We start from the raw sequence: 23168 nt of genomic DNA on the forward strand, positions 1-23168 counted from the left end.
GAGCGCGGTTGTTGACTCACTACTTGAGGCATGAGTTAGCCAATCCCAGCATGCAGGCAATCAATCTATAAGCGAAATTCCTAAAAATATTTGCATATTTAATTAAAAATTAACTTTTTGTCACCTTTATTGTAGGTGTATTACCGTACTTGTTATTTTTGTTTAACTTTCCATTAAATAAACAGCTCAAACGTTAAACAAAGTACCTATGGAGGGGCAACAAAAAGGCGGGAAAGACACTGCCCTTGAACTGAAATTAAAGAAGATCCTGATTAACTGGTCAGTAGCTGCTACCGATTTCTTTCACCAGTACAACCAAATCAGCCTCTATCTGGATTCAATTCACCACACACCCCGCCATGAAATGAATTGGATAGGGCAATATCACGTTCCTCAATTGATTAGCCTGCAAGCTACCATGCGAAACGAATTAGAAAGATTACTGCTTGACATTGACCAAATTGATCAACAATCTATAGCCAACAGATATGAGCAACTGGCTAATCATACACGGATTTTAAGGCAGCTCAATCAGCAAGCTAACATGTTACTCGAACTAGCTTTGCTACCCGCTAACTAAACCTTAATCTATCCCATACTATGAAGCATTCCGATCAATCGTTTAATCAAATTTTCGAAAAATATTTGTACAAAGTGGCTAGCCAGTCTATTGATCTGGCCAATCCTGCTACGCAAACGAATTTGATTAGTTTGTTGACGGAGGTGAGTGGATTGGCTAAAAATACAGGCTCTTTGATGGGCATAATTCAGATCGAGCCATCCGAATGGGAACAGGTATTAAGCCAGCCAGTTGACTGGCACTCGGTTCATCAACAGTGGTTGCTTGGAGTTCATCGAGCGCGACGGGAGCGCACAGAGCGGTACATCGAACGGCTTGAGACAATAATTGCGACCACCCACCAGCGCTGGCAACAGGTGAAAATAAGCCACTTAAGTGAGACTCGACGATCAAGATTGGTAGCTTATTATGAGCAGACATTAGTCAACTATCAACGGCACTTAGCTAAAGTATTGACTACTCATAAATTGGACTGCTGAGTTTTAGTTAGCCTCCTTTTGGCAAGGAATTAAGCCTGCACCTGAGTATCCGAGACTAACTTTTGATCGTCAAACGGCGACAGCCACAGACCATCTCAGTCGAAGCGCCGATTCAGGATGGACAGTAAATTAATCGGTTTCGATCGGACCGCTGAACTAATCTACCGAACTAACGGAATCCAGACGGTCATTTCAGAATGCCCCCGGTTGCTCCAGGCGTAGTACGGAATCAGCCGAACGGGAGTGGACGCTGGGGCTTTGTCCGATACTTCGCGGTAGAGTTGATTCGTCCAGGTATTGTTGTCGATACGTTGGGCATTGCCTTCCAGCGCCATCAGTTCGCTATTTCCGATGGTTACGAGTTTGGGTTTGAGATTGTTTTTCGGAGACAGCGCCAACGTAGTGAGTTTTTCTTTCATGTTATCAACCGATTCCAGACAGTAAATAACCGGGCCACGTTTTACGGCCACCTGGTTACGTACTTCTTCAACCAACGGATTGGCTTCGATCAATTTTACGGACATTGGTAGGTTGATCTCAACTTTATCACCCGCTTTCCAGGCCCGGTTCAGTTCCGCATATTCCCCTGATTGGATTTTTGCGGACGTAGCAACTCCGTTTACTTTGATTGTAGCATTCTGACACCACCCCGGAATGCGTACAAATACCGAAAATGATTTGTTGGGCACCTGCGTTAAAGTGACGGTTATGGCACCATCCCACGGGTAGGCGGTTTCCTGCGTCAGTCGTATGGGAGAGCCGTCTTTCAACGTAGTGGTCAATTGATTAGCGCCAAACAGATTCAGCCACAAGCCTTTATCGGATACACTATACGCATAGTTACTCACTTCTGCCAGGGTACGTACCGTGTTCGGTGGGCAGCAGTTCGACAGGCGGATGTAAGACTGACGGCCGCCCATCCAGCGCATGTGATACGGATAATCATCCGATGCGCTTAACGGATTGGTATAAAAGAACTTGTTTCCATCCAGGCTAATTCCTGACAAAATACTGTTGTACAACGCCAGTTCCATAACATCCGCATATTTGGCCTTGCCCGTGATTTGTAGCATCCGGTAGTTCCAGAGTAGGCTGCCAATATTGGCGCAGGTTTCGTTATGCGCGGAATGGTTCGGCAACTGATATGCCTTGCCGTACGCCTGGTGAATTTTCTGCACCGTGTCAGGTTTATAGGCAGTTCCTTCCGGCGAAACGCCATCATAAAGTGCCCCACAGCCGCCCGTTACGTACATTTTGCGATTAATCACGTCATCCCACATCAAATCCAACGTAGCGAGCAGGGTACTATCGCCCGTTTCGGCAAATACGTCGGCAGCACCCGCGAACAGGTAATTAGCCCGAACCGCGTGCCCGATTACCTTGGTCATCTTCCGAAACGGCACCCGGTCGGAGTTGTCGTCGGTACCATCCGTTTGCCCACGAATATCGATTAGCTTCTGCGCTAAAGCCAGATAGCCAGGCTCCCGCGTAGTACGATACATCTCGATAATGCCCATATAGTGCGATGGGCAGATGGCGTTACGTGCCTGCTCGGGACTGGCATTGTTGTAAAAACCGATCAGGAAATTCGTGGCTTTTTTTGCGATATCCAGCAGCGAAGTTTTGCCTGTAGCGCGGTAATGCACACAAGCCGCTGTCATCAGGTGCCCGAAGTTGTAAGCCTCGAAACTGAGCTTATCATCGAACATTTTCTTCTCGCCCGGCGTGGACTCGCCCGACTTTTTTTGCTGGATGATGGCCTTCGTGTAGATGTAGCCATCCGGCATTTGCGCCTTGGCAATAACGGCTATGGCCTCATCCATCAAGGCATCCAGCTTTTTGTCGTGCGTGAGCGCGTACATACCCGCCAGCGACTCCAGCGTTTTGTAGAAATCGCCGTCGTGAAAGGAAGGGCCTTTAAAATTTCCAGACGCGAGCCCGGCGGCAATTTTAAAATTCTCGAATGAGTGACTGACTTTCTCGCTGGTGTACGTATCCCATAGGTGAGGTACCATCGAATCCCGGCAAACTTTAAAGCGATCAGCCCAGAAACCCGTTGTCCACATAACATCGCTCATATTGACGCCCTGCAACCGAACGAACTTGCTTTGCGACGTATTGACCAGTCCTTTTTGTTGGGCGTAAGTGGTCAGGCAACTGAAACAAAAGCCAGCTAGAATTAAAGAGAGTGATTTATAGGAAATCGTCGTGTTTGACAGTCGGTAAAGCATATCTGTTTGAAAAGAATCTGCGGAAATTCAAAATTAATAGGAATAAACCGCTATAGAATATGCTATTTTCACAACCCATTGTAGGATGTTAGCTTACTACGTCCTCAATCGGGACTCATCCCGCCTGAAAAATGGATTTTAGATACGTAGTATTAGCACTAAAATTCTTTTTGACGTTACGTGGGTCATTGGCGTCGCGGGAACGTTCGACGACCAGCCAGCCTTTCCAGCCCATATCATCCAGCGTTTGTTTTACTTTTTTCAGATCAAGCCGGGTGTTATTCTGAAGCCAGACTCCATCCTCGTCAGTGCAGTGAATCTGGCAAATTCGTTTTTTGCCCAGAATACGTAACTCGTTGTGCAGGTCGCGTCCGGCTTTTAGCGGGTTGGAAAAGTTGAAGTAAATCTGAATATTCTTTGAGCCAATTTCATCCAGTAGTTTCACTTCGCCCGCAGCATCTAACGACGTTTCGATGCCGACCACAACACCAGCTTTCTTTGCCATTTTACCAACAACTTTCAATCGTTCGACAATGGCCGGACGTAGCTCGGGGTTTTTCACCAAGTCTCCCTGAGTACCCAGCGGCAAAAACGCTACGTTGACGTTCATCGCCTTCATCGTATCGAAACAATCCTGAATCATGCGCTGATACGTTGATCGTGTAGCAAACGACTGAGCGTAAAACCCCGACATGGCCAGCGAACAGATTTCCAGGTTGAGTTCTTTCGCTTTATCCAGAAATTGCTGCCGTATTTCGGGATTAGCCAGTTGGTTATCAAACGTATCACGCTGACCAAGCCCGCCCATGTCCACTTCCAGACCGTCGGCGCCAATGTCTTTGGTGAGTTGAAAAGCGCCCAATTTCTGGCGCTTCAAAATCATCAAATCAACGACCGCAATTTTATAGGTTTGCTTTTCGACAGAAGTAGCCCGGACCCAGGCATCTGGCAGAAATAATCCGGCTGATAGCAGTGAACTGGACGTAATGAATTGTCGGCGGGAGAGAGCCATAGTTGTTGAGTTTTATAGGATTAATGCAAGCGTTTGGGAAGTTGCTTTACTACGTTGTTACTGGATCAGCTTTTCCAGATCCTCAAACTTCCGAATTGCGTTAGCGGGCAGATTTTCGCCCTTTTCACCGAAAACGTACATGGCCGGATACGGCTCAATCGTACATTTCGATTCGTCGATGGTACCCGTTTTGTCCTGTACTTTTTTAAGATCGAGACTAAAGTGCTGCGCCAGAAAATCATATAAAGCAAGGCGTTTGCTTTTGCCGTAATCGTGACCTTCCTGCGGCAAATGCACGTTTTTGAGTACATCGGTTTTCCCATAAAAACCATACACTCGTTGCAGAAACGGAAATTCCGTATCCGGTACGTGTTGCGTCCAGTCTTTACCGTCGGAGATAACAAGTTGCGGGCGAGGAGCGGCCATCGTGGCAATCTCTACGTTGTTGGTGCCGTTTCCACACAGGTGCACGCCCATACCGCTTTCACAAGGGCAACCGCCACTGTGATACGACGATAGCATCACCACCGGCACACTTAACGTAATGCGATCATCCAGGGCAGTCATCAACATGGTCTGACTTCCGCCACCCGAACCGCCACTAATCGCTACTCGCTTGGCATCAGCATTGCTGCGTGTAAGCAACCAGTCGAGAATGCGCATTCCGTTCAGAATCTGAACCGTTTGAGCAAGGCTTTTACGGTGATCTTCACTCTTGAATTGCAGCGCCGATTCGCCCCAGGCAAAGAGGTCGTAACTGAAGGCAATGGCGCCCATACGAGCCTGCATGGCACAGCGATACTGACAATCAGCCCGATAACGTCCATCTCCAAAATGGCCGTCTGGATTTAGAATCACTGGCATCAAGCCTTTAGTATTCAATGGCTTGTAAAGCGAACCTGTAACGTAAAGGCCCGGTAACGTTTCAATCGCTACGTTCTCGACGGTGTAACCATCGAACGTACGTTTGTTGGTGATGATCGGCTGGCTGTTAGGTTTTGCCGGCAGTTTTGAGAGTTTTAGCGCATCCCACATGCAGGAACGTAGTGCGGCTTTTCGACGCTCCCAACTCGCTACGTCCTGATAGAGTGTCGCCAGATAATTAAGTTGCTGTTTGCCTTCTTCGGGTGTTTTCAGGTGATATTGGTAAGACTGAAGCTTATACTTTTTATCACCCTCTTTCGCGAACGTAATATCCTGAGAAGATAAAATATTTGCCATCGTTTTTTCGACATCAGCGGGCCGAAATCGCCAGTCGGCATACGTAACGTATTTATCTTTCACCAGCTCTTCCGGGTAGCGAATCTTGACCGAATACCGACTTTCTATTTGCTGAATAACTTCCTTAAGCGGCTTCTTAAATTGATTGTCAGCGGTTTGGGCGAAGACTGTTACGCTGCTGACAAGCAGTAAAACGGCTGCGATTTTTCCAGATTTTCCGAACGTAGCGAGTTTCGAAGAATCTTCGGCCAGTGACGCTTTCGATGACTTCCGCCAACCGCTGTACAAAAGATTAGTGTCCAGTTTTGGTTTCGGGAAGAACAGGCTGGCTACGTAACCAACGCCAATGACTACTAAATGACTATAAACACCCAGCATTAATTTGTGATGGGTGAAATTGTAAGCACCGAGGTCTAACAGCAGTCGTTTAGCATCTCCGTAACCAATTTTGGTAGACGTCAGGAAGGCGTAGGAAGTGAACAGAATACACGTAACAATGGCAATATTTACCCCTTGCCGGTTGGCGCGCGCACTGAAAATACCCAGCAGAAAAATTCCGACAATACCTCCTGAAAAGATAGCGTATAACGTAAAGACAATCCCTAAAACTCCCTCATTACCAGCTTGTAAGTAAATGGCGCCAATCCCTATTGCGATCAGGCCGGAAATGATGACAATCGTTTTACTGACCCTGAGGTATTCGCTATCGGTACGTGTCGGACGGAATTTTTTATAGAAATCTTCCAGGCCAACGGCCGCTAAGGAATTCAGATCGGCACTGAGGCTGCAAATAGCCGCCGAAATCATGGCCGCCAGAATGAATCCAACCACGCCCGTCGGGAATTTCGTCATGATGAAATACGGGAAAATAGCATCCGGACGCAGATTTTGGGGTAGGGGATTCTGTTTATAATAGACGAACAGCGCCGTTCCGATAAACATAAACAGCGCCCAGACGGGCACAGTCAGTGAGATGCCTAAAATTGACGCTTTGATGGCGGCTTTGTCGGTTTTGGCGGTCAGGTAGCGCTGCACAACGGTCTGATCGGTGCCGTATTTCTGGATGGCGTAGAACATGCCGTTAATGACCATTACGACAAACGTGAGTTTCGTGAAATCCAGATCGTATGGCCCAAAACCAGTTCGCCCATTCTCCGAAGCCGTATGAATAACCTCGGAAAATCCACCATTGACGGAGAATAAGATGACCGTAACGCAGAGAATTCCGCTGGCAAAGAGCATAAATCCCTGAAAGACGTCCAGCCAGATGACGGCTTCGATACCCCCCAGCAAATTGACCGTAATGATAATCAGCCCGACTACGATAATGATGTAGAACGTATCGCCACCAGTCATGTTCGTCAGCGCTACCGACAGTAGAAAGAAAACCGTTCCCATCGAAGAAAACTGCCTGAGAACGAACGCAATAGAGCTATAATAGCGAGCGAAGGAACCGAATCGTTTCTCGAAATATTCGTACGTACTGAGGCCAATGACTTTGCGATACAGCGGCACGATGAACCAGATGGTACCCAGCAAAACAACGGGCACCATGAGGCCCTGAACCAGCAACAACCAGTTTGATGAATACCCTTCGCTTGGATAACCCAGAAACGTAACACTGCTGATGAGCGTCGCCAGCAGCGACATACCAATGGCCCAGGCAGGCACCCGGCCTCTGGCGGCAAAATAGGTTTCGGTAGTACGTTGATTTTTCGCGTAGCGCAACCCAAAATACAGGTTGATAATCAGTACCGCACCAATTATAAGGTAATCGATCAGGCTAAGGGTTGGGATTGACATTCGGTTCAGGAATTAATCAAAATGACCATAAGTCCGTGGGCCAGCGATAGCTTCCGGGTTTCATTGTAATGTATAAAGGCTCATGGTCGATAGCCGCGCTTCGGACGACGCCAGTTGCCAGTTCATGCGTCGGAGCAAGTTGCGTAACACCGATTTCACGTAGCACAGCCGACGCCGTTGAACCTCCTTCGATAATTAATTCATCTACGGAAACCTGATCAAGTACCTGTTTCACTGCTTTCGCCATTACGCTGCGTAGTTGAATTGCCTGCCCACTCGTATTAGATTCTATCGCAATAATTACCGCATCATGCCGCTCAAAACATGCAACGATTCGTTCTACCCAATTGGCTAATTCAGCGGCTTCCTGATCAACGGAATTCAGCAGATTTTTCGGCATATAACTGACGCCATTTTTGGCTACTGCTGCCTTTTTAACCAACTCGACACTACGTCCAAAGGCAGTTCCACATACATAAAATTTGCGGTTGCCTAAGATGATTTCTGGACTCGGTATGCGTTTGGGAACGTAACGCGTGCCAAGGACAGCTTCGAAGAAACCCGCACCACCGCCCGGTAACGTCTGCTCATCGATACGTCCGGCCCATATTTTTAAGTCGCCCTGCGTACCGGCTTCACCGATGACAATGCCCGGCTGAAGTGAGGCCGTTGTGGATGGTTGTACAGTTAATGGTACGTCGTTTACCGACAGTCGTTTCAGTACGTCCGATTCGATGATCGGAAACTCCGGATCGGTTGAAAAATGGGTTTGATGAATGAGCTGCCCTTGAACGTAGTAATGACCATCGATCAGCATTCTACCCAACGCTGGATTCGCCGGGACAATAAGCGCTTTCTCTAAATCCAATACGTCCAATTGCGCTTTAGCCTCGGCAATTACATAACCACGTAGCACCGAATCTGTCTTTTTGAAAATCAGTTGCGGCTTCATGGTGCGTAACGTAGCACTCACTTCACTCATTTCCTGCACAGCTTCCGACTCCGAAACAGACCGCGCATCGGTAGCAATAACAATTAATTCGGCGGTCGATTGCGGATTGACCGACATCGCCAGTTCGACAGTCAAACCAAAGCTTAGGCCAATACCTGCCAGTTCCGCTGCCCCCGTTAAATCATCCGCAATGACAGCAACCATGTTTTTAAGAGCGAAATAGTGAAAGAGTGAAAAACTAAAAGAGTGAATACTGACGCAAGTTTTTGTCGCTCTTTCGCTCTTTCATTCCGGCCGGCGTTCCGGTTTTGTTCTTTACTTTCGCCAACTGAACTGCCGACTCAATCGCCAGCAGCATGGCATCGGGGCTGGCTACACCTTTACCGGCAATTTCAAAAGCGGTTCCGTGATCTACTGAGGTACGTATGATGGGCAAACCCATTGTGATATTTACGCCTTTAACGCTATCCATCTGCTTTTTCTCGGCGTTCCATTTGAAACCCGTTAGTTTAAACGGAATATGGCCCTGATCGTGGTACATCGCTACGACTCCACCGTAATAACCAGTTGCTGCTTTGGAGAACAACGTATCGGCGGGAACCGGACCTTCTACGTCAAATCCCCGGAGTTTAGCTTCGGTCACCGCTGGTGCGATTTCTTCATCATCTTCGGTACCAAACAGGCCCGAATCGCCAGCGTGCGGATTCAGACCCGCTACGCCAATTTTTAGATTCGACTCGCCCAGTGAAATCAGTCCATTATGCAACAACTCAATTACCTCAAGAATCCGGTCTTTCTTCACCAGATCGCAGGCCTGCCGAAGCGATACGTGGGTCGATACGTGAATCACTTTTAATTGATCTTCAACTAACAGCATACCATATTTCTTCGTGTTGGTGTAGTGCGCGTAGATTTCAGTATGACCAGCAAAATGATGACCGGCTTCGTTGATGGATTTTTTGTTGATCGGGCCCGTTACGGTTGCGTCAATTTCATCGGCCATCGCCAGATCGATAACGGTTTTTACGGATGCAAACGCGGCTTCGCCCGCCATGGCCGAGATTTCGCCGAATCGCAAATCGCTCAGCGCTACGTTGTTAAGATCATATACGTCAATCGTACCAAACTGGAACGTAGCGTTTTGTATGGAGTGGATAGGACGTATTACTACGTTCAGGTTTAATCTTTTTGCTATATCCGAAAACACACCAGCATCGCCTACCAGAACCGGGTTGCAGATTTCGTATACCGTCGGATTTAATAATGCCTTCACGGCTATTTCGGGACCGATGCTGGCTGGATCGCCCATTGTGATCCCGATTATTGGTTTTTCTTCGTTGTTCATTATTAGGGGTATTCCGATTTGCGGTTCTAATATATTGGGCTTGCCTGTACCTTCAGGTATATAGTTTACGACTGCTTTTGTCATGCTGACGAAGCCGGCGGCCCGGCTTCGTCAGCATGACAAAAGCAGTCGTAAACTATACACATCAGATTTGTATTTCTTCCTTCGCCAGTAATTCAGCGAGGTCGGTTTTCAATGTAGTTTCTTCCTGCTCAGATTGTGGTTGTAATGGGGGCATCATAGTTGTTCCGCAGAGGCCATATTCCTGCATCAGCACTTTCAGCGCCCATAACGATTCACCCAGCGTTCGGCCCGACTGGTACAAATGACCGAATACATCCGACTGATTCTGACAGGAAAACGCTTTCTCTTCGTCACCGTTCTGAACCGCTTTCAGCATATCGCGGTATATGGCTGGAAACAGATTTCCCGTGCTGGGTACCAGACCATCGCTACCGGCCAGCATGGCATGGGCTGATCGGGCCGCCCAACCCATAAAATGGCTGAAATCGGGTCGATTTGCCCAAAGCGCTACCGATTCCGTCAGCCGGTCCATGCTACGTTCCGAATCTTTAACACCGACAATATTCGGGTGATGACTTAACTCGTCGATCACTGGAATAGGAATCGACATGCGGGTCGTGGCGAAGATGTTGTAGATAATCATCGGGCCATTCAGTTGATCAGCCAACTGCTCGAAATAGCGTTTCATCTGCCCTTCCGATAAGACGTAATAGCAGGGGAGGGTAGCTGCTACCGCATCCACACCTGAATCGAAGCAGTAGTTGGCAAACTCAACCGACTCCTCCAGGCAATTCGCGGAAATACCCGCATACAGGATTGTGTCAGCGGATTGCCGCCCAGTCGATTTTAGTTTTGCCGCTTCGTTCACGTAAGCCTTTTTCACCGACATTGGCAACGAAGTCGCTTCCCCGGTGGTACCCAGGATAAAGGGCATGGCTTCGCTGGTATGGAGGTTAGACACCATCTTCTCAACGGCTGCTACGTCCAATCGATAGGCTTCGGTTAGTGGCGTAACCAGCGGAACCACAACGCCCTGGTATTTCTTTTTCATAGTCATAGCCTAATAAGCGGCTGAATAAATGGCAATAGCATCATCACGGGTAATTTCCCGTGGATTATTTTTCAATAAGCGAGTGATTTTCAGAGCATCGTCGGCCATCTGAGGAATGGCATCTTTAGGAATTTCAACATCGCGTAATCGTGCCGGAATACCGCATTCCCGAATTAACTCCTTGATTTTCTGCACACCGTTGGCGGCTGTTTCAGCGCAATCTTTGCCTCGTTCGCACCCTAGCGCCGTAGCTACCTGAGCGTATCGACAGACAGCCGCCGGTATATTAAATTCCATAACATACGGCAGCAGCAACGCATTGGAGAGTCCATGCGCCAGATGGAACATACTGCCCAGTGGGTACGACAGTGCATGAACCCCCGCCGTGTTGACTGGCCCCAAACAAAATCCGCCGAGCAGACTTCCCATAGCTACCTGAGAGCGAGCTTCTTCATCGGCTCCGTTGCGTACCGCCTGCACAATGTTGCTGGCAATCAGGCGCATGCCTTCATACGCGTACATGTCGATGAAGGGTTGGGTAAACTTGTTGGTGTAAGCTTCCAGGCAATGCGTCAGCGCGTCGATACCGGTAGCGGCTGTAATCGACGGCGGAACACTCATCGTCAGCAGCGGATCGACGTACACGATATCCGGCACCAGAAATGGGCTGATAATTCCTTTTTTCTGATTATCAGCATTATCGACCAGAATGGCGTTCGGGGAGGCTTCACTACCCGTTCCCGACGTAGCAGGTACGCAGATGAGTTTTTTACTACGTCCGCTCAGGTTGCCGATACCCAGCATGGCGGTAAGCGTCTGGTCGTTGTCGAGTTGAGCGGCAACCAGTTTCGCTACGTCGAGTACGCTGCCGCCACCAATTCCCAGCACTACGTCGGGATTAAATGGGTTCACCGATTCCATCAACGTAGTGAAATCGGTAAACGACGGTTCCTGGACGATGCTGGTATCAGTTTGAACCTGTATTCCGTTGACTTCCAACGTAGCAACAAGATTCTTCAACGTACTAAGCAACGGACTGATCGTGATTAGCAGCACACGTTTGGGCGTTAAGCGAATCACCTCATCGGCCAGATTCGCCAGCGACCCGTTGCCAAAGACCAGTTTGCCGGGGAATTGTATGGTTAAAAATTGACTCATTCGGTTAAATTCTGATTGAGTGTTTTTTGTCATTCTGAGGAACGAAGAATTTTAAAGCGTCACATTAGGAAAGTTTAAGATTCTTCGTTCCTCAGAATGACAAAAAAATGATCTCTAATCCTTCGTAATCTCTTTGGCAATCGGTGCTGAGTACCCGTCCATCGAAGGCCAGACACCGTTTTCAATTGGTTTGATCTTCAGTCTTTTCGGATCAATAACGGCATGTTTAATCTTCTGACGACGCCAGGTATAAATCACGTGAATCATTCCGTCACTTGTCTGAATTACAGATGGATATGAGTATTGGCTAATCGGCGAATCTTCCAGAATCATAGCTGCGGACCAGTTTTTTCCATCGTTCGATATAGCTAGATTCAACGGAGTGCGTGGGCCTTTGGCAAGATCACCGGGTGGTAATACGTGGTTATACACCAGCACCTGCCGACCATCTTTCAGCGTGACCGCGTCGGTGCCTGAGTTATTGTTCGGTAAGTTCGTTTTGCTTAGTGGTGACCAGGTTTCGCCGTTATCTGTTGACCAGGATTCTTCAATAGCGCGGTCTTTGCTACGTGCCAGAATCTGGAGTTTACCGTTTCCGTACGACAAAACACTGGGTTGAATAGCATTCAAAGTTTTTCCGTCGTTGATCGGCCCAACTTTTCGCCACGTTTTGCCAAAATCAGGGGTTATTTCGAAATGTAGTTTCCAGCCAGCGCCTTCCGTACTGGACGGACAAACTAGGTTTCCATTACTGAGTAAAACCGGTTTGTTTTTGACTGGGCCAATATAGCCTTCGGGCAACTTCTTTGCCGCCGACCATGTACGCCCGCCATCCGACGACGTTTTCAGTTGTCCCCACCACTTCGACGGACTTGGGCCAACCTTGTAGAAAAGCATCAAATCACCTTTGGGTATCTGATACAGAACTGGATTCCAGCAGGCGTATCGCAACGTATCATTGACGATACCATTCGCTACGTTCTGCGGAGCCAGCCACTGGGCGGCACCCTGCTTGCCTTTTTCCTGCCGACTGATCCAGATGCATACATCCGGATTTCGCTCTTTAGTACCTCCAAACCAGGCTGATACCAACCCAGTTGGCGTTTCGGCGATGGTAGCGGCATGACTTTCCGGGAAAGGCGGATTCTCAACCACAAACTCATCCGTCACCAATCCTGATTGCCACTTGGCTACCTGAGCGAACGTAGCACTGGAAAACGCCAGTGTGATGAGTAGGGCTATATAACGTGTTTTTCTATTCATTTCATTATGAGGCTTTTTCTGTTGATTTCTTGTCATGCTGACGAAGGAAGCATCTTAAAGTATCCAAACTTGAGATTTATGAAACATTAAGATGCTTCGTTCCCGCTCCGGCGGCCCGGTCAGCATGACAAGAAAAATCACTCTGCTCGGTTCTGTAATGCGCTTGTTTTAAAAGACTTAATCACGTAAACGGCTTCAGGCTCCAATTCACCACCTTTAGGCAGATCGTAGCTCTGGTCAGTAGGCGTATCAGCATCCGGAAAACGGCGCACCCCACCCGTTCGGAAAACAACCCGACGGAACGACGCTACAGGCGCAAAAAACAACCGCGTTCCTTTCGACTGACCGTTGACGAACGTAGTGAACATCCGTTTGTCGCGGTCCAATTCGATACGTACGTCATACTGTTTCCCCGCTTCGTATTTCTGAATGTTCGAATCGCGGTAGCCCACTTTGGCCTTCAACAGGCTGTCGGAATCAAACATCAGTCGTACTGCTGCATTGCCTTTCGCATCCTGAAACTCAATGTGTAACGTACCTTTATTGGCTCGGTCGGCGGTCCGATGTTGAGGAGCTACCGTAAACTCGACGACAACTTTCTTTGAATCAGGAATCACCCGCTCCGCTTTGGCGTAATCGAACGGATCTTTGTCACGTAGCACCAGCGCTTTCGCTCCGTCTAGTGGCTCGATTTTGGCCGATGCGTAGATTGGACTGTAGATGTTCCAGAGTTTCAGTTCTTCGCCCGCAGGCAACGTAGCAAAGGTTTCGTTCGGGTGCGAAGTCACTACGTCGGTGACAGGTACCGGAATCCTGGAAACCCAGATATCTTCCTTATTCACACTGTACGTCACCCACAAATTGCCATCAGGCGGAGTACCGTTTCCTTCTTCGATACCGCGAACGTACTGAGGGCCATAGGACTTGTAAGCGCCACCGTAGCGCATGGACGTAATTTCGCCATTGACCAGCAGCAGATTCGTGTAATTCAGCCCGTCTTTGCTGGTCGACAAGGCCAACGGCCAGCGGAATTCCGATGGATTGTAGACGGTAACGTACTGCCCATCCGACGTTTTTTGCCCCCAGATTTTGGCATTGCTATTCACAAAACCCGGTGCCCGAAGCGGATTGTAGAGCCAGGTTTTGCCGTCGTCTTTGCTGATTGTCGTCAAGGCATGTTTCCAGAGTCCAACCACCCGATTATCAGGCAAATGATAATAACTGAACGCCTTTACGTCTTTCTTAAGTGAAATCAACGGGTCGTTGCGGTCGGCTTCTTCAATCCACTGTTGCATCATTAAGGTATTACTCAACAGTTCGTTGCAGGCATCCACAAAACCCTTGTCTTTCGAAGTCGTGTAAAACGGATACGTCGACTTGGTTCGGTCGGCGCTCCGATTATCCCAGGACGTATTGTGCCGGATGAAGTAAATTGGCCCGAACTTTCCATCGGAATAGATTTCGCGAACGGCCCGGCCGATGCCATTTCCGTCGTTTGGGTCATCTTTCGGTCCCATCACGATGCCATAAAATCCAAGCGTCAGCAGCCGTTTGTTCGTTGCTACGTAGAAACCCATTCGCTGGTGCATCACCGCATACAAGTCCTTCGCCACCTCTGGCCGACCTTCCTTTTTCCAGCCATCGGGTATTTTGTAGGGCGGAAAAACGACCGTCGGTTTCGACCAGTTGGAACCATCTTTTGACGTCAGAAGTAGTGTCTGGCCGGGTGGTACGTGTTCGCCAACCGGATTGCTCAGAAATTGAACGTAGTACGTATTGTTCCAGTAGGTCAGCATGGGCGCGTGGTTGTACGTCCAGTTCAAACCACCCGCCAACTCCGGGTGCTCGCGATTCGCCCTGAAAACCTGAATGTTATGCACACCCACCGCAGGACCTAACTGCCCGTGGTGATAATCAACATTCGACAACGTAGTACCCACGTAGCGAACGGTGTCTTGCGCGTGGAGGTGAGTGAGGCAGAAAAATAATATTACCCCCAACCCCCTGAAGGGGGCTTTTAGGCCGCGAATTCTAGCCCCCTTCAGGGGGTTGGGGGTAATATTATTTTTCCTCATAGCCCTTTACTTTTTTTCAACCAAATCACCTCGGCCCCTTCACTCTGTTTTTTCAAACTAACGACACTACCACCTTTCGCTACGTCGTTCGATTTGGTGATTTGCCCTGTTTTCGGATTTACAAAATATATAGTGAACGTACCAGCCGCTTTCGTCAGATCAAGCTGAACTGCATTCGATGATTCGTTGTAAAGAATATAGCCCGTTTTTTCGTCGCCCAATGCCCATTGGTTTGCAGGCGTTTGTGGCAAATCAAGCGGGTGCATTTTTGCGGCCTCAGCCAGAAATTGCGGGTCGGTCAATGATGGTACGTTCGGCATGGAACCTCCGGCGATTAGCACCGCCCAGCCCATCGAATCGTAACTATCGGCGGCATACGTAACGGCCTTCTCCGGGAATTTTTGGCGATATTCTTTTACTGCCCGGTAGACCTGCTCAAACGAACTTTTCTTTGGCGGGGTTAGTCGGGCGTGCTGACGGGGAGCCAGATTCTGACCACCGGCGGGCGCATACGTAGCACCGTTGGCCTGATAATGCCAGTACCGAATGTCAATCAGATTGACGACCGAAGCACGTTTGGCATCGGCTAAAATCGCGTCCTGAACATCTTTGGTAGTACTAAGACCAACGATTACTTTCCTGCCGGTTTCGCGTTCCCATTCGCTAATCGTATCAATCCAGAATTGCGTGAAAGACAGTGGACCGGTGTACTCAGCACTGATAAGCTGAATCACGCCCGTGTTACCCGTAAAATTGTTAAGACACTGGCGAATGTAGGCCCGATGCAATGCCCGCCGAACTGGATGCGATACGTCGTAAAATTGCTCAGCCATGAAAATTCGTTTGTCGCCCGCGTAGGGTACAGGTTCAGGAAAACCCGTGTTGTTGATATTGTTGGCGGGTCGCCAGGGGAAATCAGCGTAATGCGCACCCGCTTCGATGATGTTGTGCTGGAAATAATTTTCGTGAATCAAAGCCAGTCCTTTCTGGTCGGCAAGGTCGGCAAACTGTTTCAGTCGATTCCAGTACCAATGGTTGTATTTGGTTAAATCGTATTTGCTCAGGCCATCCCAGGCCGTTTCTTTTCCACTGCGCGCGAACGGTAACTCATAAAACGGCGGCCAAACGTCGCCATCCATCCGACGAATTCGTTCGTGATCGTCGCGCCGACGGTCGTACCAGAGACCATAATTGTGGTCGATAGCCAGTACGTTATCAGCCTTCATCGAATCGGTCATTACGTCCAGATTATCAGTCAATCCCTTGCCTGTCATACCTGGTACGTAGCGCGTAATATGTGATTTCGCTCCGGCCAATCCATAAGGGCGCGCGCTGCCATTCCACCAGGTTATTTCCTGCCGCCGACCAGCCAGCAACGTACCACCGCGAACCAGTTTCCCCTGCTGAATCTGCATTGGTTCCGCCTTTTTGACAAGTTGCTCTTTAGGAAGTCCGAGAACATCAATCGACTTCGCTGATGACGTAGCAGGAATGGGTTGACGCAGAGGTGCGGCTGTGATAAAATCGTATAATGTCGGCGCTGGCTTGATCGCTTCTTTCGTGAGTGCGGCCGCTACGTCGATTTTCGGACTGCTCGACGCTTCTGAGTCAACGGGCAACAGAATGGTTCGAGACGTAACACGCTCGCCCAAACGATCTTTCAATTGAGCGTAGTACAAACTACGTGGCTGCACATGCTCATTCGACCGATCCCAGTAACCATCCCCTGAGAACTGCGCCCACGTACCGAACGCCCAATTTTGCGCCGTTGGAGGCTGGTAACAATCGACACGAGAAGCGGTGCATTGCCAGAAAACACTGTTGGCCGCATTCCAGCCCGCGCCCTGTTCATCCTGACCACGATTGGCGAAACGTAGCGCGTTGCCATCCACATTCACTACGTCGAACAGCACGCCCGACGCCCAACTATCGATACTGCCGCTGAAGCTGAATGGAAGATGTGACTCACACTGCACAAACGCGTTCGGCCCGGCACTGCAAAAACCAACCGCAAAATCGTGAATACCCGATTCTGAATAAAGTCGTTGAGAAAGAACTTGTTGCCCTTTGATAAAGAACGTATTACGTCGCTCTCCCCCAATTTCAGAAACCGGCTCCAGCGAATGGCAATCTTCAATGGTGATACGTTTGGCCGTTTCCTGAACAAATACCGCCGAACCCGCAAAGTGCCGAAACACAACCTGCCGTACCCAGGCGTCCTGCACGTTTTCGAGAACGATGGCCATCCAGCGATGGTCTTCGTCTTTCGGATTGCTTTTGTCGAATGTTGAAGCAAGTTGCAGATTTTCAATTCCCGTGTGCGTGATACGTCCCGGCCAGGCGTAGCGGGCAACCGTTCCGCTACCATAAGCCGAATCCAGCGCCGTCGTCAAGGGTGCATCCAGCGTGATTTCGGTATCGTTGACGGCGGTAATTTGCCGATCCCAAAACAGGTCGCGCTGACCCGGTTTCCAGCCTAGTGCCGAAATTCCTCCGCCGAACGTATCAGTACCTAGTTTCTGAATCCACTCTTTAGTCGAAGGCCGACGAACCTGAACGTAATCGCCAATCTTAAAATCTGCTACGTTGGTAACGCGAATTTTGGTCGCGTTGACGGGAACGTAACGGTCAGAAATCGCGACCGAAGAAGCTAATTGACGGTCGTTTTTGCCAGAAATTGTTATAAGATTTTCACGACTGAAACCAGTTCCAAGCAGGGTTGTCGCATTCACGCCACTACCACGTAGCACTACGCCCGAAGCCGAAATGGTGAGACTGCCTGAGACTTCATGGACTCCTTTTTCCAGCAAAACCGTGCCACGAAAACCGTCTTTATTGGTCGGCAGCGACGCTACGTAGTCAATAGCCGCCTGAATCCGTCGTGTGGCATCGCCTTTGCGTACCGGCACCGTGACTTGAATCGCTACGTTCGGAATGGCCTGTTCTCCAGCCTGATATCCGCAATATGAAAAATCAGGAATGCGGTTGCCCAACTCATCAGGCGTGTATACCAAATGCCCATCGCTCCCCAGTGACACTGGTTTTGGTGGAGCGGGTTTCTTTCCTTGCGCACGTACTTCTTCCGTCCGCCCAAAAGCAAGCAGAAGCGAAATGATAGTGGCAAAGAGGTTGAGTTTGAGCACGGTTTAGGAGGAATTAAGGCATTTTTATTTTTTGTCATTCTGACGAAGCCGGGCCGCCGGAGCGGAAGAATCTTAAGGTTTCCTAAGGATTAAGTAAGTATACTTTAAGGTTTTTCCGCTTCGGCGGCCCGGCTTCGTCAGAATGACAAAAGAAACACTACGTTCTAGGCCGAACCTGAGCAGCGGACACAACGCTATTCAGATACTCTTCAATATTGGTATAGCCATCCTTGTTTTTATCCTGGCTGGCGTCTGATGCATCTTTCGGATTCAGGCCGTTTTTGGTTTCCCAGGCATCAGGCATGCCATCTTTATCCGAATCAACGTAAGGCGCGCCTTTGTATTCAGGATAACCACCGACCTGAATCGGATCGGTAATGATGCCATTTTTATACGAATCGATGGGTAAACGACGGTGTTTGAACTGTGTTTCGGGCAATTTTACGCCTTCTTTATACGTAATCTTTCCGGTACGTACCTGCTCAACGATGCGCGTGTCGACCGGATCACGCTTTGGTAACGTAGCGCCGGAATTTTCCAGCACAAAGTCATGGGCCTGTTTGGCCGATACGATGGTGAGTTTAGGCATGGGCAGTGGCTCTTTCCAGTTGATGTTGGCCGTGTATTCTCCCGCATTCGCCTGATCCTCAACCTGAACGCCACCGTCCCAATTATCTTTCGTCACCTTCTCATTACCCTCAACAATATTGCCCGCTACGTATGCTCGTCCGTACACCCGATAAGGCAGCTTGCTACGTCCTGATTCAGGTTTCAAGATACGGTATGCAAGGGGCGAATTTTTAGGCGTTTCGGGGCCGGGCTTGTAGTAGTTGTTGATAATATTGTACATAGCTGTATAATCGCCCCCGTCCATCGAGCGGTGCACCCAGTTGAAGATTACGTTGTTGGCGAAATTGAAAATACCATTCCAGCCAATCGACGGATTCCGGCCTGCATTGTCGGCCCACAGGTTACGCATGAACGTACAATTTTCGCCACCTAACGTACTGCCGAATGCGTGATTCCACGTATCGAGCGCTTCCGAGAAAATCGAATTCTGAATCGTAATATTAACCGTTGGCAGCTTTTCTTCTACGGTTTTACCGGTGCTGTCATTATACATATGGCGGTACATCGACATGTTCTCATCGAGCCCCCAGCTTGCCGATACGTGGTCGATCATGATATTGCCAATGGGATTTCCTCCAATCGAATCGTCGCGACGGCCAACGCCCGTTTCGCCCCGCCGGAAGCGCATAAACCGAACCAATACGTCGTGCGTATTGATCCAGACCGATTCGCCCGCTATACAAACGCCATCACCCGGTGCCGTCTGCCCAGCGATTGTAATGTAAGGAGCTCTGATAATCAGTGGGCTTTTTAATTTGATGATACCCGCTACGTTGAACACAACGGTACGTGCGCCACCTTGTTCGCAGGCCTCCCGCAACGTACCGGGACCACTATCGGCCAGACTTGTCACGACAATAACTTTACCACCGCGCCCACCAAACGTATAGGCACCACCGCCTTCAGCCCCCGGAAAAGCCGGGATACTGGCCTGCGGCAAATCGACCGGACGGGCCGCCCAGGGGATATAAGGTCGCCCTTCCTTTGCTTCTTTCGCAATAATAGGCTTCGCTTTTTCCCAGGCAATATCCGATTGACGCCAGGTCTCTTTCAGCAGTTCATCGCTTTCTTTCTGAACATCGGCCGGAATTGTCGGATACTGCGCCAGCGTACTTGTCTGCCGACCTGCCAGAAGGATGGAAAGCACTAAAGGAGCGATTAGTTTTTTCATTGTCGAAAATTTCTGTTGAGAGAAATGATAGTAAGGTAGCGATTCGGGTTGTATTACAAGCTCAAAATAAGCCTATAAAATGCGGCAATATCTATATCATTTTTTCGGCAATGTATAGGATATTATCATTCCGGATTAAAGTAATAGTAAACGCTCTAAAAACGGGCACTTTTGTCGGGTAGCCAAGCGAGCAACTAGCTATGTTTAGCCAGATTATTCGTACAGGTGGTAAACTAAACGATCTGTACGATTACGCTAACATCCTACAATTTCCGGCGAACATAGCGTAGTTTGTAGGAGATTATTGCTATTAATTTTGGCTTTTATACTATCTAATAATAGGATACACGCTTGGAACGGATTTCCGCTACGTATTATATAGAGACTCCATTCAGCCCGGAATCGGCGGCAGCAGTGCTGGCTGGTGAGCAGTCATCGGGCACCTTTGTGGCTGTCCCCGGTGAAACCGAGGAACTGAAAAATCGTTTTGCTGCCCGTGTTGATTCTGTTATTTATCTGGGAACGGTTTCGGAACCAGCCATTCCGGGTGCCGTTAGTGCTTCAGAGCAATATCATCGGGCTAGGGTTACAGTATCGTGGTCGGTGGAGAATTTTGGCTATAATCTACCCGTGCTGATCTCAACTCTGCAGGGAAATTTATATGAAATTCGCCAGTTTACCGGCCTGAAACTCCTTGATATCGAATTGCCTGACTCCTACGCTGATCATTATAAAGGCCCAGAGTTTGGTATTGCGGGTTGTCGTGAATTGACAAGTGTGCAGGAGCGGCCTCTTATCGGAACGATCATCAAACCAAGCATTGGTCTAACGCCCGAACAAACGGCTGATCTGGTGAAAACCCTGGCCGAAGCTGGTATTGATTTTGTGAAAGACGACGAATTAATGGGTTCCACAGCCAATTCGCCCTTTGATAAACGGGTCGATGCGGTGATGAATGTCATTAACCGACACGCGGATAAAACGGGCAAGAAAGTGATGTACGCTTTTAACATCAGCGGGGAAATTGATGAGATGCTACGTCGCTACGAAAAAGTCGTAAATAGTGGTGGTACGTGTGCGATGGTTAGTCTGAACAGTGTCGGCATGTCGGCCACGAAGAAAATCTGCGACCAGCGGGCACTTGCGATTCACGGCCATCGGAACGGCTGGGGCATGATGACACGTCATCCACTGCTGGGAATCGAGTTTCCGGCTTACCAAAAACTATGGAGACTGGCGGGTGTCGATCAGATTCATGTGAACGGTATTCAGAATAAATTCTGGGAGTCGGACGATAGTGTCGTGCAATCCATCGAAGCCTGTTTAAAGCCGATGTTCGGCGGCTATTCCGTATTACCCGTCGTGTCATCGGGGCAATGGGGAGGGCAGGCGTTCGAAACGTATCGCCGGACGAAAACCGTTGATTTACTCTACATGGCGGGCGGTGGTATTCTGGCGCATCCGATGGGGCCATCGGCGGGCGTAACGGCGCTCCAGCAAGCCTGGAAAGCAGCGGTGGATGGTTTAAGCCTTGACGAAGCGGCCACTACGTATCCGGAGTTTGGGAAGTCAGTTGAAAAATTCGGAGGGAAATAATGTGAATACGTCTCTAGTCCTCGCTTATTACGGCGACGATTTTACGGGTTCTACCGATGCGCTTGAATTTCTGAGTCGGGCGGGGGTTAAAACGGCGTTGTTCATTGAACCACCTTCGCCCGAACGATTAGCAACGTACCAAAACCTGAACGCCATTGGTGTAGCCGGAATGACCCGTTCGATGACGCCCGATGCGATGGAAAAAACGTTACGTTCGGCCTTTACCGATTTGCGGAAACTAGGCACTCGACATGTGCATTACAAGGTCTGCTCTACGTTCGATTCGTCGCCGACGATGGGTAGTATTGGGAAAGCAATCGATGTGGGGCAGGACGTCTTTCAGAAGAATTTTGTGCCGTTGCTGGTGGCGGCACCATCGCTGGGGCGCTATTGCGTTTTTGGGAATCTATTTGCCCGTATGGGAATTGGTAGCGCCGGAACGATTTACCGGCTCGACCGGCACCCGTCCATGAGCAAGCACCCCGTTACGCCCGCTGACGAAAGTGATTTACGGTTGCATCTGGCGAAGCAAACGGATAAAAAGGTTGGCTTGCTGGACATATTGCAAGTGGTTAAAAGTCAGGACGCTATTCAGAATTTTGTTACGTCGTTGTTGCAGGATAACGCCGAAATTATTCTGTTCGATGCCCTTTACGAAGAGCATTTATTACCCATTGGCGAACTGATGGATTCGTACGCACACCCGCAGAATCCGCTTTTCTCGGTAGGCTCATCGGGTGTCGATATGGCGTTGGGGAAATACTGGAATCATTACCAGGTTTTTGCGCCTGTTACGTCCTGGCCTGACCCCAGAAAAGCTGCGCCGATGCTTGTGCTGTCGGGAAGTTGTTCGCCCGTTACGTCGGGGCAAATTGATTGGGCGAAAGAAAATGGATTTGCCGAAGTTATTCTGAATGCTCAGCAAATTCATGACGATTCGGCAGTAAATCGATTAACCGATTACGTTCAGCGGACCGTTTCGGAGATCAATCAGGAACGTAGCGTTATCGTTCACACGGCGGGTAACGTAGCGAAACCAGGTACTACGTTGTCGTCGGAGAAACTAGGTACGGCGCTTGGGGAGATTGCCAGAGAAATTGTTGGCCAAACGTCGATCAAACGAGTTGTGGTGGCGGGGGGTGATACGTCTAGTTATGCCGCCCGAGCAATGGGTATCGAAGCTGTTGAAATGATTGCACCGCTGGTTCCCGGCGCACCGCTTTGTCGTGCTACGGCTCCCAGTTCGCCGTTGGATGGCGTTGAGGTCAATTTTAAAGGTGGGCAGGTTGGTGCTGAAAATTATTTCGGAGTGCTGCTCGAAGGAAGAGTTTTTTAATAATTGTTTTTGTCATCCTGAGGCACGAAGGATCTTAAGGTTTCCGAACTTGAGAATATGGATACTTTAAGGTCCTTCCTTCGTCAGGATGACAAAGT

General features: G+C 49.1%; 15 protein-coding genes. 4 read left to right on the forward strand and 11 right to left on the reverse strand.

The annotated features are described in order from the left end of the window. Positions 1 to 208: 208 nt before the first annotated feature. Both IC229_RS31235 and IC229_RS31240 read left to right on the forward strand, forming a co-directional pair. A complete protein-coding gene (locus tag IC229_RS31235; protein ID WP_190892303.1) occupies positions 209 to 580 on the forward strand; it encodes a hypothetical protein in 372 nt (123 codons plus the stop codon). Between the two features lie 20 nt (positions 581 to 600). Next, the gene (locus tag IC229_RS31240) at positions 601 to 1059 is read left to right on the forward strand and encodes a hypothetical protein (RefSeq protein WP_190892304.1); all 459 of its coding nucleotides are present in this window, start codon (positions 601 to 603) and stop codon (positions 1057 to 1059) included. Between the two features lie 161 nt (positions 1060 to 1220). Here the strand turns inward: IC229_RS31240 and IC229_RS31245 are convergent, their stop codons facing one another. The 11 genes from IC229_RS31245 to IC229_RS31300 form a co-directional block, all read right to left on the reverse strand. Further along, positions 1221 to 3290, reverse strand: coding sequence for an aceric acid hydrolase (locus IC229_RS31245; protein ID WP_190892306.1), 2070 nt, complete (start codon positions 3288 to 3290; stop codon positions 1221 to 1223). Between the two features lie 115 nt (positions 3291 to 3405). Then, positions 3406 to 4302 carry a sugar phosphate isomerase/epimerase family protein gene (locus tag IC229_RS31250; protein WP_190892307.1) on the reverse strand — a complete coding sequence of 299 codons (897 nt, stop codon included), beginning with the start codon at positions 4300 to 4302 and terminating at the stop codon, positions 3406 to 3408. Positions 4303 to 4359: 57 nt separating this feature from the next. Continuing rightward, the gene (locus tag IC229_RS35530; RefSeq protein WP_223834303.1) at positions 4360 to 7326 is read right to left on the reverse strand and encodes a sodium:solute symporter family transporter; all 2967 of its coding nucleotides are present in this window, start codon (positions 7324 to 7326) and stop codon (positions 4360 to 4362) included. 16 nt (positions 7327 to 7342) lie between these two features. Continuing rightward, a complete protein-coding gene (locus tag IC229_RS31265; RefSeq protein WP_190892309.1) occupies positions 7343 to 8482 on the reverse strand; it encodes a four-carbon acid sugar kinase family protein in 1140 nt (379 codons plus the stop codon). A 34-nt stretch (positions 8483 to 8516) separates the two neighbouring features. After that, positions 8517 to 9623, reverse strand: a complete 1107-nt coding sequence (gene pdxA / locus IC229_RS31270) for a 4-hydroxythreonine-4-phosphate dehydrogenase PdxA (RefSeq protein ID WP_190892311.1) — start codon at positions 9621 to 9623, stop codon at positions 8517 to 8519. A gap of 145 nt (positions 9624 to 9768) precedes the next feature. After that, on the reverse strand, positions 9769 to 10698 hold the full coding sequence (locus tag IC229_RS31275) for a dihydrodipicolinate synthase family protein (protein WP_223834304.1): 930 nt from the start codon (positions 10696 to 10698) through the stop codon (positions 9769 to 9771). Positions 10699 to 10707: 9 nt separating this feature from the next. Continuing rightward, positions 10708 to 11856, reverse strand: a complete 1149-nt coding sequence (locus IC229_RS31280; protein WP_190892314.1) for an iron-containing alcohol dehydrogenase — start codon at positions 11854 to 11856, stop codon at positions 10708 to 10710. Positions 11857 to 11970: 114 nt separating this feature from the next. After that, a complete protein-coding gene (locus IC229_RS31285) occupies positions 11971 to 13119 on the reverse strand; it encodes a sialidase family protein (protein WP_190892316.1) in 1149 nt (382 codons plus the stop codon). A 137-nt stretch (positions 13120 to 13256) separates the two neighbouring features. Further along, positions 13257 to 15194, reverse strand: a complete 1938-nt coding sequence (locus IC229_RS31290; protein WP_223834305.1) for an exo-alpha-sialidase — start codon at positions 15192 to 15194, stop codon at positions 13257 to 13259. Further along, complete coding sequence (locus IC229_RS31295) at positions 15191 to 18337, reverse strand: DUF6298 domain-containing protein (RefSeq protein WP_190892317.1); 3147 nt, start codon at positions 18335 to 18337, stop codon at positions 15191 to 15193. Before IC229_RS31295 ends, IC229_RS31290 begins: the two co-directional genes overlap by 4 nt. 157 nt (positions 18338 to 18494) lie before the next feature. Beyond that, positions 18495 to 20138: a pectate lyase family protein gene (locus IC229_RS31300; protein ID WP_190892319.1), complete on the reverse strand. Its 1644-nt coding sequence runs from the start codon at positions 20136 to 20138 to the stop codon at positions 18495 to 18497. 351 nt (positions 20139 to 20489) lie between these two features. Here IC229_RS31300 and IC229_RS31305 point away from each other — a divergent pair, with 351 nt between their 5' ends. After that, entirely contained in the window at positions 20490 to 21734 is a 1245-nt protein-coding gene (locus IC229_RS31305) for a ribulose-bisphosphate carboxylase large subunit family protein (RefSeq protein WP_190892320.1), read from the forward strand. Then, positions 21670 to 23070 carry a four-carbon acid sugar kinase family protein gene (locus IC229_RS31310; protein WP_223834306.1) on the forward strand — a complete coding sequence of 467 codons (1401 nt, stop codon included), beginning with the start codon at positions 21670 to 21672 and terminating at the stop codon, positions 23068 to 23070. Before IC229_RS31305 ends, IC229_RS31310 begins: the two co-directional genes overlap by 65 nt. Positions 23071 to 23168: the final 98 nt, after the last annotated feature.

It is taken from the genome of Spirosoma profusum (assembly GCF_014699005.1).
Lineage (GTDB): Bacteria > Bacteroidota > Bacteroidia > Cytophagales > Spirosomataceae > Spirosoma > Spirosoma profusum.

Excerpts from the sequence above, each read along its gene's own strand:
- pdxA (WP_190892311.1), bottom strand. The coding sequence starts at position 9,623 with ATGAACAACGAAGAAAAACCAATAATCGGGATCACAATGGGCGATCCA.
- IC229_RS31250 (WP_190892307.1), bottom strand. The coding sequence starts at position 4,302 with ATGGCTCTCTCCCGCCGACAATTCATTACGTCCAGTTCACTGCTATCA.
- IC229_RS31245 (WP_190892306.1), bottom strand. The coding sequence starts at position 3,290 with ATGCTTTACCGACTGTCAAACACGACGATTTCCTATAAATCACTCTCT.
- IC229_RS35530 (WP_223834303.1), bottom strand. The coding sequence starts at position 7,326 with ATGTCAATCCCAACCCTTAGCCTGATCGATTACCTTATAATTGGTGCG.
- IC229_RS31300 (WP_190892319.1), bottom strand. The coding sequence starts at position 20,138 with ATGAAAAAACTAATCGCTCCTTTAGTGCTTTCCATCCTTCTGGCAGGT.
- IC229_RS31265 (WP_190892309.1), bottom strand. The coding sequence starts at position 8,482 with ATGGTTGCTGTCATTGCGGATGATTTAACGGGGGCAGCGGAACTGGCA.
- IC229_RS31235 (WP_190892303.1), top strand. The coding sequence starts at position 209 with ATGGAGGGGCAACAAAAAGGCGGGAAAGACACTGCCCTTGAACTGAAA.
- IC229_RS31240 (WP_190892304.1), top strand. The coding sequence starts at position 601 with ATGAAGCATTCCGATCAATCGTTTAATCAAATTTTCGAAAAATATTTG.
- IC229_RS31280 (WP_190892314.1), bottom strand. The coding sequence starts at position 11,856 with ATGAGTCAATTTTTAACCATACAATTCCCCGGCAAACTGGTCTTTGGC.
- IC229_RS31275 (WP_223834304.1), bottom strand. The coding sequence starts at position 10,698 with ATGAAAAAGAAATACCAGGGCGTTGTGGTTCCGCTGGTTACGCCACTA.
- IC229_RS31285 (WP_190892316.1), bottom strand. The coding sequence starts at position 13,119 with ATGAATAGAAAAACACGTTATATAGCCCTACTCATCACACTGGCGTTT.
- IC229_RS31290 (WP_223834305.1), bottom strand. The coding sequence starts at position 15,194 with ATGAGGAAAAATAATATTACCCCCAACCCCCTGAAGGGGGCTAGAATT.